General features: G+C 65.7%; 13 protein-coding genes. 10 read left to right on the top strand and 3 right to left on the bottom strand.

Features of this window, described 5'->3' with window-relative positions; genetic code table 11:
• On the top strand, positions 1-366 hold the full coding sequence (locus ACIA03_RS08485; protein ID WP_396981158.1) for a hypothetical protein: 366 nt from the start codon (positions 1-3) through the stop codon (positions 364-366).
• A 15-nt stretch (positions 367-381) separates the two neighbouring features.
• Here the strand turns inward: ACIA03_RS08485 and ACIA03_RS08490 are convergent, their stop codons facing one another.
• Positions 382-999, bottom strand: a complete 618-nt coding sequence (locus ACIA03_RS08490) for a hypothetical protein (RefSeq protein WP_396981160.1) — start codon at positions 997-999, stop codon at positions 382-384.
• A 163-nt stretch (positions 1000-1162) separates the two neighbouring features.
• Between ACIA03_RS08490 and ACIA03_RS08495 the strand changes: the two genes are divergently transcribed.
• Positions 1163-2485 (top strand): hypothetical protein, encoded by a 1323-nt coding sequence (locus ACIA03_RS08495; RefSeq protein ID WP_396981162.1) that lies wholly within the window; start codon positions 1163-1165, stop codon positions 2483-2485.
• Positions 2486-2666: 181 nt separating this feature from the next.
• Here ACIA03_RS08495 and ACIA03_RS08500 read toward each other — a convergent pair whose 3' ends face one another.
• Positions 2667-3146, bottom strand: coding sequence for an 8-oxo-dGTP diphosphatase (locus ACIA03_RS08500; protein WP_396981163.1), 480 nt, complete (start codon positions 3144-3146; stop codon positions 2667-2669).
• 123 nt (positions 3147-3269) lie between these two features.
• Positions 3270-4355 (bottom strand): FG-GAP repeat domain-containing protein, encoded by a 1086-nt coding sequence (locus ACIA03_RS08505; RefSeq protein ID WP_396981165.1) that lies wholly within the window; start codon positions 4353-4355, stop codon positions 3270-3272.
• A gap of 1480 nt (positions 4356-5835) precedes the next feature.
• Here ACIA03_RS08505 and ACIA03_RS08510 point away from each other — a divergent pair.
• The 8 genes from ACIA03_RS08510 (at position 5836) to ACIA03_RS08545 (ending at position 15067) form a co-directional block, all read left to right on the top strand.
• Complete coding sequence (locus tag ACIA03_RS08510) at positions 5836-7260, top strand: hypothetical protein (RefSeq protein ID WP_396981167.1); 1425 nt, start codon at positions 5836-5838, stop codon at positions 7258-7260.
• 150 nt (positions 7261-7410) lie between these two features.
• Positions 7411-8337 carry a bifunctional DNA primase/polymerase gene (locus ACIA03_RS08515; RefSeq protein ID WP_396981169.1) on the top strand — a complete coding sequence of 309 codons (927 nt, stop codon included), beginning with the start codon at positions 7411-7413 and terminating at the stop codon, positions 8335-8337.
• A gap of 122 nt (positions 8338-8459) precedes the next feature.
• Positions 8460-8696 (top strand): hypothetical protein, encoded by a 237-nt coding sequence (locus tag ACIA03_RS08520; RefSeq protein WP_396981171.1) that lies wholly within the window; start codon positions 8460-8462, stop codon positions 8694-8696.
• A 209-nt stretch (positions 8697-8905) separates the two neighbouring features.
• Positions 8906-10366 (top strand): SCO6880 family protein, encoded by a 1461-nt coding sequence (locus ACIA03_RS08525; protein WP_396981173.1) that lies wholly within the window; start codon positions 8906-8908, stop codon positions 10364-10366.
• A 767-nt stretch (positions 10367-11133) separates the two neighbouring features.
• Positions 11134-12444 (top strand): hypothetical protein, encoded by a 1311-nt coding sequence (locus ACIA03_RS08530; RefSeq protein ID WP_396981175.1) that lies wholly within the window; start codon positions 11134-11136, stop codon positions 12442-12444.
• Positions 12445-12476: 32 nt separating this feature from the next.
• Entirely contained in the window at positions 12477-13028 is a 552-nt protein-coding gene (locus ACIA03_RS08535) for a hypothetical protein (RefSeq protein ID WP_396981177.1), read from the top strand.
• Between the two features lie 328 nt (positions 13029-13356).
• A complete protein-coding gene (locus ACIA03_RS08540; protein WP_396981179.1) occupies positions 13357-14178 on the top strand; it encodes an IS110 family transposase in 822 nt (273 codons plus the stop codon).
• A 550-nt stretch (positions 14179-14728) separates the two neighbouring features.
• Positions 14729-15067, top strand: coding sequence for a hypothetical protein (locus ACIA03_RS08545; RefSeq protein ID WP_396981804.1), 339 nt, complete (start codon positions 14729-14731; stop codon positions 15065-15067).
• Positions 15068-15179: the final 112 nt, after the last annotated feature.

Consider the following 15179-nt stretch of genomic DNA (forward strand, 5'->3'; position numbering starts at 1 on the left):
ATGGGTGAAGGCTACGAGGTCAGCGCGGACACGGAGAAGCTCGATGGCGTACGCAACCGCTTGGACAAGCAGCGCGAAATGGTCGAAGCCATTGAGATGACCCCGCCGTCGGGATCGATGTTCGGCCTCTCACCCAAGGGCCAGTGGCTCGAGGACGTTGTCAATCGCGGCCACAAGAACATCGGCCGGTCCCTGAAGGAGACCGCCCAGGGCCTCGGGAAGACCAGCGACGGCATCCACGACGCCATGGTCGAGATCGAGGGCGCCGACGTCGACGCTCAGATCGCGATGAACAAGATCGCCGACGCCCTCGCCATCATGAGCAACCCGCTGGTGATCTTCGGCAAGAAGAACATCCCCTTCTGATCGAGTCCATCCGGCTCAGAGGAGCTCGAACGTCTCCATCACTGGGGCGATCAACTCTTGAGAACCCTTGCGGTCGATGTCGCTCTTGTTGAACTGCCATGTGACGCCTAGGACCCACTGACCGTCCTCCGTCACGGTGGTGTACTCGACATTCCACGTTTGATCCGTCTCCCACTGGACGATCGAAAGTTCGACGCCGTCCGCGGTGGTCATGTTCGACAGACGCTTGACGTTGGTGGAGGTGGGGTCGCTTTGGAGGGCCTTCAGATGGTGCTCTGCGGCGCGATTGATATCAGATTTCAGGTCACCCGTGCCGCTGTGCACACCGGTCGTCATGGTGCCGCCTCCTGGCGCGAACCCGAACTTGCCCTTAGGTGGCTCGAACCCGACCGAGGTGTCCTTGGCATTGAGGATGGCCCAGTCCCGAGGCAGGTGGACGGCTGCCTCATCAGTCTTCGCTTCTTGCCAGTCGGCCGGGACCTCAGACCCTCCGGCCGAACCGCTCGCATCAGCGGTCGGTGTCCCGTTGGTGGGGTCGCCGTCTGGATTCGGGGAGTCGGATCCGCATCCAGCAAGCGCCATCGCTGCGGTCAGCGCGAGAGTCGCGATGCCCAGCGTCCGAGAGGTCGTCATGGACGATGACTGTAGAGGATCGGATCGAAGATCTGGCGCGATAGGCGACCTGTGAGGGATGCTTTACCCATCCCGGCCGCACGGGCGGCTCACCGAACCTCTCGGGAGGAACCCGATGAACCAGATGGCAGCTTCCGCCTCCCCTGTTGTGAAGGGGCCTTGGATGCGGCGATTGGATCTTTACGTCGCGGCGGGGGCGCCTGACGCGATCGCAGCCATGCTCTCCAGCTGGCGGGAGGCCGGTCGTGGCTTCTTCGACTCAGGTGCATTGCTGCAAGACGATGCCAAGAACGTCGAGGATGGGTTCTCCGCGACATCCATGTCTGGGCAGGCCGCACGCAGCGACATGAACCAGTCCGGCGTCGAGGTCGAGAAGAAGTACACAACGGTATCTGAGGCTGACATGGCGTTGGCGAAGGTGCAGTCCCAAGTCGTGAAGGCGATGGAAGATCACGCCGTCCTGTCGGCCTCGCTGCCACCGTCGCATGACCCGGTGAACCCGGCCGACTTCGACACCGAGGTGAAGCCCGGCGAGGTGAACGAGCGTCAGGCCGAGGAGGGGAAAGCCGCGCTGGAGAAGGCTCAGGCCAAGCACGCTGCCGAGGAGCGTGCGATCGCTCACGCGGAGAAGGTCGCCGCGGCGCGGATCCGCGACTACGACACCTCGGTCGACGAGGCCGAACCGAAGGTGCGGGCCCTGTACGACGACGGTAGTGGCCAGTCGAACGCGCCGTCGAACCCGGTTTCGACGCCGAGCACGGTTCCGGGATCGGCGAGTGCGATCGCGGCCTCGCGTGCTCGGATGGCGAAATACAACCCGGGCGTGAGCTATGCCGAGGGTGATGGCTATGACCTGATCCAGAAGGAGAAGGACTTCATCGCCGCCGAGGAGGCGAAGAACGAGCCGGAGTGGACGGGCACCGAGTGGGTCAACGCCGACGGGTCCCCTGCACCTGCCACCTCGTACGCCTCGATCGAGACCGCCGACGGGCTCGCCCCACTGGCTGGCGGCACCAACGGTGCGGTCGCGCTAGGTGTCGGGCTGGGTGGTGCGGCGCTGGCCGGCGGCATCGCGAAGGCCGTGGCGAGCAAGTTCGCTACCCCTGGTTCGACCGCCGGCAGGGCGCAGGCAGCGAAGGCCAGCGGATCGACCGCGAAGACCGCGGCTGGTGCTCGAGGCGCCGGGGGCACGGCGGGCAAGAAGCTTACCGGTGCGGGCGGTCGTGGCATGGGCGGTGCCGGCAGCCGCGCGGGCGGCCGTGGCCCCGGCGGTGCAGGCAGTCGTACTGGCGCGAAGGGCACCGGAGCGGGCGGCCGTGGCGCGGGCAAGAAGAGAGACGACAACACTGGCAGCCAGGACCAGGACTGGACCGCCGACTACACCGACGACTGGACCGACCCCAACTACCGGGTCTGGGATCCCAGCACCGACAGCGGTCGCCCCATCCCTGATCAGAACGGCAAGAAGGAGAACGACGGGGCCTGAAGAGCCAACGTCGGAGTAACGCAGCGCAGGCACGCTCGGGCGGCGTCACCGTGGCCACGATGGCACGGCGGTCTCGGTGGTGGCGCTGCTGGTTTTCGGCGGACGTTGGCGACCTGGGAAAGGTCATTAGCCCTGGTCGCCCCCGGCCGCGCTGCGTGCGGCATACGGCAGGCCCGGTTGGCTAGGTCAGGCGGCTCTCGTCGAAGTGCGCCACCGAGCGGTTGTCATCGCCGAAGGTCACGGTCGCGTCGACTACACCGCCAGCGAGGACCTCGGCAGTCCAGTACCGGGCGTCGTCCCACATCGAGGCGAACGGAAGGCTGTCGATCGGGTACCAGCGCGGGGTGATCTCCTCGGACGGCGTCGGCTCGTCGATCGCCTCGGTGGTGGTGAATACGGCGACGTCCTGGTCCCAGCCCGGGCTGGCGGGGAACCGGAACTGGATCACTCCTGCCCCGCCCAACAGCGCCTCGTCGAGGACCACGCCCGCCTCTTCGAAGACTTCTCGCACGGCCGCCTCGGCCGGGGTCTCGCCAGGCTCGATGTGGCCACCAAGGCCGACGACGTTCGCGGCGCCGAGTCCACGATGCTTGAGCCCGAGCAGCACCCGGCCGCGTACGGCATCGGTCACGAACACGAGGACCATCGGCGTTGGCTGCACGGCAGGCACCCTATCCATCAGCACCGACAGGACTGGGATGCTTCGGCATGCCCACCAACCTCGACGTAAGGGCTTAGCCGTCGGCATCCCACGCGCTCTCTGCCGGCTCGCAGAGGCGTCAGGTCACGGCGTCGGTTGTATGCGGGTGGGCACCATCTCATAGTGGGACGCGCTCATCGACAGCTTGAGGACCTCCTTCGGCGCAGCCAGCGAGCCGCTGGCCTGTGCCGCGTACAACATGACTGCTCCCGCGTCCGAGCCTGAGTCCGTGATCATGATCAGGTCGGTGAGTCCGTCGCCGTTGACGTCGCTGGCTGCGGTGGGCAGGCCTCCGTCTTTGCCACCGCGGGGTGGCCGGGTGCTGGCGTTCGTACGGGTCCACTTGCCGTTCTTGGCCGACCACACGTCTGCTTTGCCGGCGCGGTCGAGGCCAACCAGTTCCTCGGCCCCATCGCCGTCGATGTCTGCGGGGATGGCCATGCACGCGACCGTGGCGTCCTCGACAGAACTGCCTCCGCGGTTCTTGCTGACGAACTTCTGGACAGGGCCGGGACGGAAGGCTTTGCCGTTGGAGTAGGCCGCGAGGTGGCCGCACAGGGCACCCAACCCGCCCGACATGAACTCCATGGTCGAGTAGTCGACCAGAAGCATCACATCGTCCTTGTCGTCGCCGTTGAGGTCACCCACCACGAAGTGGGTGTCGAAGACTTTGTTGACCGACTGACCACGAGGCGTCTCGGTCTTGAGCCAGGTTTCCGGCTTGCCGAATTTTCCGGGCGCAACCTGGCGGTAGACCGTGAACTGCACCGGCATGGTTTCGACGTCGTGGATGTCTGGGTTGTTCATCTCGCGGGCAAAGTACTTGTCTTCCTCGAGGCCGATGTCGGCACGTCCGTCGCCATCGAAGTCGCCGCAATGAACGGCGTTGACGTACATGCCCTTCACCTTGCGTTCCCGCTTGACCGCTCCGAGTTGGTTCCCGTCCGCGTCGACCGCCTTGAACGTGTCGACACTCTGACCCTTGGGCGCCATCTTCTGCTCGACCGCGTCGGCAATGTTGTCGCCGTCGAAATCGCACACCGCTTCCGGATTCGCTTGGGAGAGCGAGCTCGACACCATCTCGAAGACCGACCCGTCATAGACCATGTCCATGAAGTCAGCCGCCTTGAACACGACGTCCCCATCGCCATCCCCATCGATGTCACCCACTACGGGCGTCTTCGACTCGGCGCTCGATGACGGCGCCGCGGACCTCGACCCGCCGCCCGAGTCCCCCGATGTCTTGCCGGCGGAACTCGCGCCGGTGCCGCATCCCGTAGCGATGGCTGTGAACAACACAGTTGAGCAGGTCAGGGCCGCAAGGCCCTGCCGACGATTACGGACCGAACGCATCTGACCCCCGAGAGAACTTGCAACTACCTGGTTGGCGGCATCTGGCGCGCCAGCGACGTACGGGAGCCTATCCCGACCTTGACCCTCGGGGTGGCCCGGTCGTCGCCTGGCGGCAGCGAGGCTGCACGCGTCGGCCAACTTTCGGGATCGGCATTCTCAGGGGGCGTGTCGCTACATCGAGTCCACCGACGGTCCACGTCGCTGGCGGGCCTGCGAGCACATCCGGGTCACCAGTAATCGAGTCATCCGGGTCACCGACAACCACGGCGCATCCTGGTCGACGCTGGCCATCGGTGGCGACGTCCCGCGCGAGACGCTCGAGTTCACCAACCCGACGACCGGGAAGACCACCGCGCGTTTCGCGCCGGAGGAAGCCGGCACAGCCGTCTACGGGACCGGCGCCGGCCACAGCGTGGTCACCACCGACAACGACCGGGTCTGGCTCATCCGGCCCTGACTCCTCGTACGCCACGGCTCGGATCTCAATGTAGGCGTGCTGTCCGATCCAGGTCGACACCGGTTGCTTGTCCCCGTTGAAAGAGCGAGCTGCCCAGAAAGGTCTGCGGCTCGCTGTCACGCAACGGCTCTCACCAGCACCTTCTCGAATCGAGAGCCAAGGAGGAGAAGATGACCAACCGACCCACCCGTATCTCGGGCCATCGCAACGCCACCCGCAAGGCCAACGACCCTCGACCTCGACGACGGCGTAGACGTGTCACCGTGAGTGAGGCAACGGCTGCCGCTGTCCTCGTGAGCGCGATCTGCACGGCGATCATCAGGATCGACGGGGTGCTCGACGTGGTGGTGCCGCCCCTGCGATAGCGGCGAGACCCTGGGGCACCGAAGCCTTGTCCAGTGTCAGGGGATGAAATTCTCGGAACTCAGTGACGACCCCTGGGGGTATGGTGCATGATCCATGTCGCCCCGCTGGTGACCCGAGACGCCAGCGGGGCTCCCCCATTTCACAACCCTCACCCAACTCGGCGCATGGAGGAAGCCGCGCGGCCGACCTTTCCGTACGGGAGGAAGAAGCGGCTGAGCGAGGACGCGTTGGCCGATGTCCCTCATCGACGCCCAGACCCCGGCCGCCCGCGCCGCCTTTTCGCATCCTGGTCGAGCTGAACACGGAGGAGCTCCGTACGCTGGCCACGGGCGCCCTGAGCCAACTGGATCATCTCGTCCCTGACCGGGTCGCACACCTAGACCAGACCGGCCCTCGCTTCGCCCCAATGACCTGACCTGAAAGACGACGCGCGTCCACAGAGACCTGAGCAGGGCGCATGACACTATTGCCGTCATGAAGTCTCGTCTCGGGATCATCGCCTCAGCGATGCTGCTTTCTGCATGCAGCATCGTTCCTTCTACATCCTCGGACCCGGCCAAGAGCCCGAGCGTCAAGGGGGCATCCGAGGCGCCGAAGCTCAAACCGGGCGAGGACCCCTACTACGAGCCGCTGTGGACGTTGGAAGACATCGGTTTCAAGAGCGACGTGTCGACTCACGTCGAGATCGTCGGTGACACCGCGATCATCCGCGCGCATCCGATTCCGCAAACGGTGCAGAAACGGATGCCCGACGGACTCGACGAAGGCGAGTGGACCGAGTACGTCAATGACGACTGGCTCGCAGTGGTCGACATCCCAAGCCGCAAGGTGCGCTGGGAAATGCCCGCCGACATGTTCAAGGTCACTGGGCTGGAGGACTTCAACGCCCTCCCCGAGGTGCAGAACCCCGGGGTTTACGTCGCACGCTCAGAGGTGGTTGTCGGCTTTATCGACGACCAGGCGACCGACCTCGCCGACCTGAACGCGGCAGGCGGGCCGGGCATCGCCAGCATCGACCCCGACACGATGAAGGCCAGCTGGGCAAGCACGTACAAGCCCGTCACAGACCGTGACGCCCTCAAGGTCGGGCGCCAGTTCGTCGGTTCCCACGACGATCTCGTGATCCAGACGATCGACGAGCACACCGGCGGCGAAATGGCGGGTCCACCGAAGCACACGTGGCACCGTCGCACCCAGGCGTACAACGCCTCCACCGGCAAGCTCGCCTGGGAGCGCAAGGGCCTGTTCGCTCTTACCGTCACCAACGGCGTCATACTCGCCCGCACCCTTCCCCCCGATGCCACCGCGAAGAACGGATCCCCGTTCGAGGCACTCGATGCCGCAACAGGCAAGACGCTGTGGCGTACCAAGACGCGCACCAAGCTCTTCGGCGTCTCCAACGACTGGGTGCTCTTCGCCCGCAACGACGCCGACACGACCAAGAAGGACCCCACCAAGGGTGTGTATGCGCTCAAGACCGGGGCCAAGAAGGTCGCTCTGGCCGACGATGAGAGCCCAGCCTTCCCCGAAGCCGGCGACAGTTGGTCCACCGACCGCGTCGCTGGCGCCGGTGACGGGGTCGTCTGGAGCAGCAACGGCCGCAAGCCGAACAAGGTGAGCTGGATGAACGACGGTGCCTCGGCTCCAGTCAGCATGCCGGTCGACAACGCCGACTACATCGACATGCCCACGCCTGTCGTGGCCAACGACCAGCCCTTCGCCTTCGGGTTGATGGAGTCATGGACGTTCCTCGACAAACAGGGCCAGCCGGTCGGTGATCCGCTGCCGCTCCCCAGCAACGACGCACGAGTCATCCTGTCAGGCAGCTACCTCGCGCTCGTACCTCAAGACATCGACTCACCCGAGGCAACGATCTCGCTCTACAGGCTCGTCCAGTGACGTCTTGAACTCGCGGCGCGATAATTCCAGACTTCCTGGTGAGCAACCCTCTGACCTGCAAAGACACTGGTTGCTCTCCCCTCGAGAGCATGGGGTGAGCAACACGAACCGGTAAGCATTCGGGTAAGGACCTCGGTCCACAGTCGAGCCATGAGTACCTCGAACTCCGGCCCCTCGCCCTGGACCGCGACAGCCTTCCGTGATGCGGCACGAGCGCCTGACCTCCCGTCTGCCGCCCTGAAGCTCGCGCTTGCCCGCATCCCTGTCTTCCCCTGCGTCCCGGGAAGCAAGAACCCCCTGACCGCTCACGGCTTTCAGTCGGCGACGACCAACCCGCAGCAGGTCCACCTGTGGTGGCAGCGCACGCCGACCGCGAACATCGGCATCCCGACTGGCGCGCGATCGCGGCTCGTCGTGGTCGATGTCGATGTGCACCGCGCCGGCGACGGCTTCAAGAACTTCGCACGGCTCACCGAGATGGGGCTCGTCAGCGGCTGGGCATGGATGGTGCGTACGCCATCTGGCGGCATGCACGCCTACTTCGCCGCCAACCCGGGCGGTGAGCAGAGATGCTGGTCGATGCCGTCGCGGCACATCGACTTCCGCGGAGACGGCGGCTACGTCGTCGCCCCGCCCTCGGTTGTCACCAACGACGACGACACGTCGCGTCCCTACGAGCTGATCGGGTTCGGCTCACGTCCCGGCATCGTCGACTCGGCCGGCCTCAACCACATCCTGGCTCCCTCCAAACCTCCACCACAGCTCGGTGGTCCACCAGCCGCGATGCCAGCCGCCGGCACCTCCCCCAGACGCCTCGCCGACTGGGTCGCGAGCCGTCCTGAGGGTGCTCGCAACGGCGGTCTCTTCTGGGCGGCGTGCCGGATGGCTGAAGCCGGGCACAACTTCAACCAGACGGCACAGCTCCTGGGCGAGGCCGCGGCGAGCGCCGGGCTCCCGGACACCGAGGCGGACCGCACGATCAAGTCGGCCTACAACACCGTCAGCCGTCTCGGTCCGACCAACAACCCGGGGAGCGGCCCGGGCCCTACGACGCGGACTGAGGAGGTGGCGATGTGAACGCCGATGCCACCTACGAACGCGATCCCAATCGCAGCCCCGTCGAGCCGAGTTCGACCGCATCGACGCAGGGACCGTCACCCCTGGCCGTCCATGGTGACCCGTCACGGCGCCCATCGTCGATGCCCAGCGGGCCGATCTCGAAGAGCGGCGTCGCGTGGGTACGCCCCAGCGATCTGCCCACCATGCTCGGTAGCAAGGTGATCGGCCGCGGCTTGGACCTCAAGGCGGAGCTCGTACGCCGCGCCAACCGCCCCAGGCAGCCGAAGGCACCCCGGGCGAGGGCGACCAGGACCGCGATCGCAGCGCCCGAGCCGCCATCGATCACTCACCAGCGCATCGGAGGGCTGTCGCTGTGAGCGCCGAGTTCGCGAGCCCCGAAGGACTCCGCCGGCTCCTCCTCGAGCTCCGCTTCGCCGGCCCCGAAGACAGGGACGTACGTCGGCAACACCGTCACCGCCCAGACCGACTCGGCCGACAACCAGACGCCGTCGCGTAAGCCTCCCGCTCCCGTCCCGACACCGATAGCCCGCGTCGTGGACCCGACCCCGACCGGTGGGCCAGCGTCATGACGATCAGCCCTGCGCCGTACGAGCTCGCGCCGGTGAAGTTCTCCCGGCTGGCCAAGCGAGGCCTCTTCCTCGGCCTCTCGCTCGGCCAGGTCGTGGTGCTCGGCATCGGCGTCATCACGCTGCTCCTCGCGCTCTACACGGCCGGCGGGATCGGTGTCGTGGTCGCCTCCCCGGTCCTGATGACCTGTTCCGTCCTGGCGTGGAGCAGCGTCGGCGGGCGCCGGATCGTCGCCTGGCTCCCGATCAGCTCGGTATGGCTGTGGCGCACAGCGACTCGGCAACGAGAGTTCCGGTGCCGAATCTCACGGCCCCGCCCCGCCGGAACGCTCGCACTGCCCGGCGGTGCAGCCTGTCTACGTCAGTGGGTCGATGAAGAGACCGGTGCGGTGATGGTCCACGACCCCCACGCCGCGACCCTGACCGCGATCATCTCCGTAACCCATCCCGCGTTCATGCTCCTCGACCCGGCAGAGCAGCAACGACGCGTGACCGGGTGGGGCCGCGTACTCGCCTCCACCTGCCGCTCCGGCCGCATCGCCGGCCTTCAAGTACTCGAACGCACCCTGCCCGACTCCGGCAAAGGACTCGCCGAATGGTGGAAGACCCACGGCACCCACGACGAGTCCTGGGCCTCGAGGACCTACGACGAGCTCATCGCCTCGGCCGGACCCGCCGGCGAACGCCACGCCACCACCATCTCCATCTCGCTCGACCTCAAGACCGCCCGGCGAGCCATCCACGCAGCCGGGGGCGGCATGCGAGGCTCCGCCACCGTGCTCCGCCAAGAGATGACCACCCTCACCGCAGCGTTGCGTGCCGCTGACCTGGTCCCCGGCGGCTGGCTCACGCCCGGCGACCTCGCCCTGGTCCTCCGCACCGCCTACGACCCCGGCATCACCGCCGCGCTCGAGTGCCACCCCACTCTCGGCCGCGACCTCACCACCGCTGGCCCCATCGCCGTCTCGGAATCCTGGGGCTCGTTCCAGTCCGACTCCGCCCACCACGCGGTGTTGTGGATCTCCGAATGGCCCAGGTACCAGGTCTACCCCGGCTTCCTTGCCCCGCTCCTGCTCACCTCAGGCGTACGCCGCTCCATCTCGCTCCGCTACACGCCGATCCGTGCCGACGTTGCCGCCCGCGACCTGCGTCGCAAGAAGACCGAGTACGTCTCCGACGCCGCCCAACGCCGCCGAATAGGCCAGCTCGACGACGCCCAGCAGAACGCCGAATACGCCGACGTCCTCCAACAAGAAGCCGACCTCACCTCCGGTCACGGAGTCTTGCGAGTCACCGGCTTCGTGACGCTCTCAGCGAGTACTGCCAACGATCTGGAGCGAGACGTCGCTGCCGTCGAGCAGGCCGCGATTCAGGCATCCTGCGAAACCCGCAGACTCTGGGGGCAGCAGAGCCAGGCGTTCGCAGGTGTGTCGCTCCCACTTTGCCGCACACCGCCGTAGAACGAGACTGCCATGCAGACTCCGACATCTTCCCCGCAGCCGACCTATGCCACTCACGATCATCGATCCACACCTCGGCGCTCCTGGCCTGAAGCCGTTCCGGCAGGGAGGCTGCAGCGGCAATGGTCGTCGTGTCGAACGAGTGCGTCGCCAAGAGCGAACCGGGTGCGGACGTTGAAGTGCGCCATCAGTGCCGAGACGTCCTTACGCACCGTGCGAACCGACACGCCGACGGATCGAGCCACCTGTTCATCGGTTGCTTCAGAACGGAGGAGTTCGACCACCTGTCGTTGTCTCGGGGTCATGCATTTGGGGATGCCTTCCGGGGACATGTCCGCGCTGCCACGTTCCTTACGCCGTGGCGTGGGAACCGAATGCGGCGACCTATCTGGATTCGGGTCACCAGCGCGTGACTCGCGGATAACGGATGGCGTCAGTCTTCCCAGCGGACGTGTATCCGTCTTCATATTGGCCCTCCCGAGGTCTGAGCTCGCCGCGCAGAAGGTCCATCCACCCGCAGCGAGTTCCGCAATCGTGAAGCAAAGTGACCCACGTTGTCGTTCGAAATATCGTGTCCAGTGATCGCCTGCCGGCATGGACATGTCCAAATGGTTAACTAAAGGTGTCTATTGGGCGTTCTTATCATGTCGGAATCACGATTGGGTCTGCAGGTTGCTGCAGTTTTCTTCGATTTTCGTTGCCGAGTCCCGCCATCTGCGTCACGGTTCCAGTCACTTGACTTGTTCTCAATCACGAGGAGGAACCTGATGAAAGAATTGAGTAGCGCCAGATCGCGCCTATCTCCGATCCGTCTGGTTGGGTCGGCTGTGGTGTCAGCTGCTGTTGGCACACTGGCGGTCGGCGGCCTCAGCCAGCCCGTGTCGGCGGCCACCGCGCCGATGACGATCGTGGCGCCGACGAATGCAATCGCAGCCGGTGCTGTAGTTGATCGCGGCACCCCCGTCCTTGGAGCCGACGTCATCGTGTATGCGTGGCCGAAAGACTCGGTGCTTGATTCGCTCGCAAAGGGAGAGTCTGCTCCGCTCCACCTCCTTGGCTACGGTCAGACCACCAAAGGTGGCACCTTTGCCGTGTCGGCGAATCCTGCAACCATCCCAACGGAAGTCGTCGACCCTAGCGGGCGGATCGACCTGGAAATCCGGGTGGCTGACGCCAGTCGCGAGTTGGGCTTCAGCTACACCGTTGAAGCGCCCTCTGGCGTGAAGACGTCGTCGTCAGACTCGCCAACGTTCACGGTCGCAGCGGCAGGGCCGGCCGCTGATCCGGCGGATCCCGCAGGCGCAACCAAACCGCCCGCTCCGAACATGCGCTTCGATCTCGGCACCGGAGCAGCGTTCGACGCTTCGAACGACCCGGCGAAATGGGTCGATCACCACGGCAAGAGGTTCGGCGCCACTCGGCGCGCAGAAGCGGCTGGGACCACGGTTTCGGCGCGGAGTACGCAGATGGACCGGGTCGCTGCTGGTGGTATGTCAACGATGGAGACCTGTGTCACGACCGCCGGCGCCTACATCCGCGATCGTCCTGAGCGATTCGTCAACGTCTACGGCTGGTCGGGGGCTAAGGTGAAGGTCACCGAAATCAGTGGGTCGGACCACACCTTGGGGGTGGCTGTGAGCAAGAGTAGCGGCTGGTCCAGTTACGGAACGAGTACGAAGTCGTTCAGCGCAGGGTCTAGCTGGTCGAATCTGACCAACCGCGGTGTGAGGAATCGAGTCAACTATCGCGACTACACAAGCAGTTGCTCTGCGTGGAAGTATCGCCGCCCCGTTGGATACTCCGACTTGCTCGACAGCGCATCACCCGTGATTGCACACAAGTACCACTCCGGGTATTGCACACGGAAGGTCGCCGGTCAAGAGTGGCACACCGGATCCGCGAAGAACCGGACCTTCGGCACAGGTGTCGATGTCGGGCCGATCAACGTTTCTGCTCAGTCCGGCTACGGGTCCAGCCAGGATCTCTTCTTCAACTTCACCTCCGAGACTCGGTTTTGTGGAAGTAACCCAGACGGCCTTTTGTCCTCAAGTAGCGTCGAAGGCCACGACCACCCGTGACCATAAGGCAACACATCAAGCGACTCCTCGCAGTGATCTCGCTCACGCCCTTGATGGTTGGGTGTTCCCTGCGAGGGGACGCGGTCGAGTTGACGCTCCCCTCCGGTGAGCAATGGGTCTATACCGGTATTCCGTTGCTTGAGGTCGATCAACCGGTGACGATCGGGATCGACGGGGTTGTCTGCACCGACCGTCCGGGCACGTTGGAAGTGACCGATGTGCGGGCGGAGGACCCGAGCAGCAACTTCAGGATCGAGGATTACTCGCTGAGACCGAATGCGGCGGTGTCTGGCGGCGAGGCCCTTGGCACTGTCTACGGCGACGTCGAAACGGCTCAGTTCCAGGCGGGCCAGACGACAGTTGATCGCACCTGCGACGAGGGCGACGGCGGTGGTGGCTACGAGGTCGCTATTCAGCTCACTCGTACCGGGCCTGGGCGTGCCTACAGTCGCGCGTTCCTTCTGGACTGGGAGTCAGATGGAGCCCAGGGAACGCTGCGGGTGCCCTACGCCGTGGTGCTCTGCGATCAGACGCCGGCAAACAAGTGCGACGAGCAGAAGCGCCTCATCGATTCTGAACGTTAGCTGGGGCCAATCTGATGGCCGCTAGACGGTATGTAGCGACCCGGTCGCCGTGACGGGGTTGCGGGCCGGGGCCTCACTCACGAGATTCGTGGGTTACCGAGCAGGGGCTGCCTGCTCGGCCTATCCGACATTCGTGGGAGGCCCCGGTGTTTATCGAGCGTACGAGCGTTGGGCTCGACGTGCACGCCCGATCGGTCGTCGCAGCGGCGATCGATGGCGTCACGGGCGAGCTCATCCAGACCAGACTGACCCCATCACACGAGCACATCCGAAGTTGGCTGGGCGACACATCCGAAGTTGGCTGGGCGATCTGCCGGGTCCGGTGGCGGTGGCCTACGAAGCCGGCCCGACCGGGTTCGGACTGTCCCGGGCACTGACTGCGGCTGGGATCCGGTGCGAGGTCGTCGCCCCATCGAAGCTTCAGCGGCCGAGCGGCGATCGGGTCAAGACCGACGCCAAGGACGCAGTCCATCTGGCCCGGTTGCTGCGGCTGGACGAGTTCACCGCGGTGTCGGTCCCGACCGTGGATCAGGAGGCCGCACGTGACCTGGTCCGGGCGCGTGAGGACGCCCGCGGTGACCTGATGCGCGCCCGGCACCGGCTGTCGAAGCTCTTGTTGCGCCAAGGGATCATCTACTCCGGCGGCCAGGCCTGGACCGGGGCCCATGAGGCGTGGCTACGCCGGCAGCGGTTCGATACACCGGCGTTGCAGATGACGTTCGAGTCCGACTTCGATGCCGTGCTCACCGTCAAGGCCCGCCGTGACCGGCTCGATGAGGCGATCGCGGTCATGGCAGCCGACAGCGAGTTCACCCCACTCGTGCACAGGCTGGGGTGCCTGCGTGGGGTCAGCAACCTGACCGGGCTGGCGCTCGCGGTCGAGATCGGCGACTGGCATCGGTTCACCGGCAACACCATCGGTTCCTTCGTCGGGCTTGTCCCTTCGGAGTACTCCTCAGGCGCCTCACGGGTGCAGGGCTCGATCACCAAGACCGGCAACACCCACGTCCGCCGACTGCTGGTCGAAGCCGCGTGGCACCACCGCGCCCGCTACGTGGTCGGCAAGACCATGCGTGATCGCTGGGAACTCGCCACGCCAGCTGCCCGTGCTCGTGGCGATGCCGGGAACCGGCGGTTGAACGCACGCTAGAACACCTTCCGTGAACGCCGCAAGCAGCACGTGGTCGCCAACGTCGCCATCGCCCGCGAGCTGGCCGGCTGGTGCTGGTCCTTGGCCGTGCTCGAGGAGTAGCCACCTGATCCGGCTTCGTCGACCTACGTGGTGGAAGCCGCGCGTGGAGCGACCCGCGAAACAGCTATGAGCAGCCCGGCCCCCGGTCGAGCGACGCTCGACACTAGACACGCGGCCCGCTCCTGCCGAACACCCCGTCCTGCGGTAACCAACCCGCGCATATCAGTCTGACCGCGCGTCGCCAACGACACGCTCACCACCGACGAAACCTCGACGAAGCCAGAGGCGCCCGCCCCCACCTTCGGGGACGGGCGCCTCACCCTGCCTCTTGACAGGAGACCGCTACATATCAGCTGTGGCCGCGCTGGGATTCGGCGCGGCCACAGCTCAGTATCGAGACTGCTCCGAACTTCCTTCTCAGGGAGGGCGAGGCACCGGGCCGCTGAGTCGGGCCCGGGCTCGAGGCGTTGAACAGATCGACGCTGGCGATGTTGTGACCGCCGAACAGATGCAGCATCTGTACGGCGCTGGCGAGCATCCCACCACCAGGCACCCACTGGGTCGGGCCCGGCACCCAAACGAGGTAGCCGGGTTCGACCTCACCTTCAGCCCGGTAAGTCAGTCTCCGCGCCGTGGGGCCGTCGTCTCTCCACGTTGCTCGGCGAGCGGGCCGAAGAGGCGGCGGTTGCGGATGTACTCATGTACGTGGAACGTGAGGTGCTGTTCACCCGCGAAGGAGCCGATGGCGCCCGCCAGTTCGAGACCCGCGGCGTACCTGTCCAGGACGTTGTTGGCCAGATGTCGGCAGCCAGGCGGACGCTATTGCGATCGAACATCCGGTGACTGAGCAGCGTCGACGATGCCGGTATTGCTGGCGCCGAAGAACTCGGTCAGTGCACGGAAATCGGGCATCACGCTGTCAATCAAGACAGGCCGCTTCCTGCCTGTCCGCCGAGGCC

Source organism: Nocardioides sp. NPDC051685, assembly GCF_044453405.1.
Lineage (GTDB): Bacteria > Actinomycetota > Actinomycetes > Propionibacteriales > Nocardioidaceae > Nocardioides.